The organism is Olsenella sp. An285 (assembly GCF_002159625.1).
Lineage (GTDB): Bacteria > Actinomycetota > Coriobacteriia > Coriobacteriales > Atopobiaceae > Thermophilibacter > Thermophilibacter avicola.
In genome coordinates this window covers 1-1,353 of sequence record NZ_NFIZ01000031.1, presented here as the reverse complement: position 1 = coordinate 1,353, position 1,353 = coordinate 1, and the positions used below count along the sequence as shown (strand labels likewise).

Here is a 1,353-nt window from a genome sequence, read left to right as displayed (position 1 = left end):
ATTCCGAACCCGGAAGTTAAGCCCCCGAGCGCCGATGGTACTGCGGAGTCAGTCCGTGGGAGAGCAGGACGTCGCTGACCAACAAGGGGCATTTTCCTGTGACGGGGGGGGGTCCTGGAGTGATGGTTTGAAGCCTTTGGTTAGGCCCTTATTCGTAGATCACTGCAGAACAGCTGAGGAGGAATATGAACTCCTTCTCCCTCCCAGGAACAAATCTGACGCTAAGGTACATTCCCTTTTTTAATTGATCTAACTCGTCGCTCGTTACGTAGAGTCTTCGTGTGTACGAGGTGCTTTCCCCATGCGTGTCCGTGATTTGGATTGTGGCCTCTGCTTCCCAGTCGCCGTTTTCTTCGCGGCCCGTCAGTCCGAAGTTTTCCAGAAGTGCCTTCTTCGTCACCCCTCTATTTTCGATGTCCAACCTACGCTCGTAGGAAAGATCACCGGGGTGTTTGACGCTCAGGTAGAGCGCAAGATGTTCCTGTGAGCGTGCGCGATCTGGGCTCTTGTCCCAAATTGCCTGAGAGGTATCTATGGGGTTGTATTTAATGGGCACAACTCTGCCCCTTGATAAGCTGTCAATCTCTGAGAAGGAGACGATTTTCCGTACCGTTGTTGGAAATGAGGAACCGTCGTCAGCTATCGCGTCAACGTTGACGATGAACTGTGGTCTTTCGTTGACGCGTAGGTTGGTTTGCTTGGCCGATTGAATGATTCCCACGGTGCGTTCCGTGCAGTCGGACTGTTTGACCCCTCCCGTCAAAAGGTGTCTGAAGCCAAGAACTATGGCCAAGACGATGGCGAGAATAATAGTTACCGCGCCTGCCCAGATAGCGATGGATAGCCATCGCTCTGGTGACTTCGTAAAGACCTCGCCCATGATGACCGCCCTTCTTTAAGGGTGCTCCGACGGGTTGGTTGTGCATACTATACCTCCATGACTTCGATTCCTCCTGGGCATATTGGTTAACGGCCCTATGTTGCGACTGAATATGCCTGGCTGGATAGCTGCTGCCCGATGTCACTGCAGCATTTCATCTTTTGGCCAGTTATGCACCATCCATGACTTCCGATTTATTGATCCGGGAAAGGGCGGCGGCGTGCTCGATGGCAGCCGTTCTTCAATGCTTTAGCAGTCCAAGTTATTTTGCTGGGAACGCGCAGTATCCCAAAGCACGCGTGTCGTCCAGGACGCAGCTGACATTCGAATGCATGAGACTCCTCAAGCACAATGTGTAGACTCTGTGAACCTCCCGATTCACGCCCCCGGAGGGGCGCGGGGTGCGTATAGTTAATCCCCGCGCAGCGACGCGGCGACGCGAACGACCTGCGCGGCGAACCTTGAAAACCGGA

1 protein-coding gene and 1 rRNA gene are annotated in these 1,353 nt (G+C 53.7%); one reads left to right on the top strand and one right to left on the bottom strand.

The features are described from left to right. Window positions 1-80, top strand: a 5S ribosomal RNA gene (gene rrf / locus B5F79_RS11345); the annotation flags it as partial. Between the two features lie 68 nt (window positions 81-148). Here rrf and B5F79_RS10745 read toward each other — a convergent pair. Continuing rightward, window positions 149-880 (bottom strand): hypothetical protein, encoded by a 732-nt coding sequence (locus tag B5F79_RS10745; protein WP_087221475.1) that lies wholly within the window; start codon window positions 878-880, stop codon window positions 149-151. Between the last annotated feature and the right edge of the window lie 473 nt (window positions 881-1,353).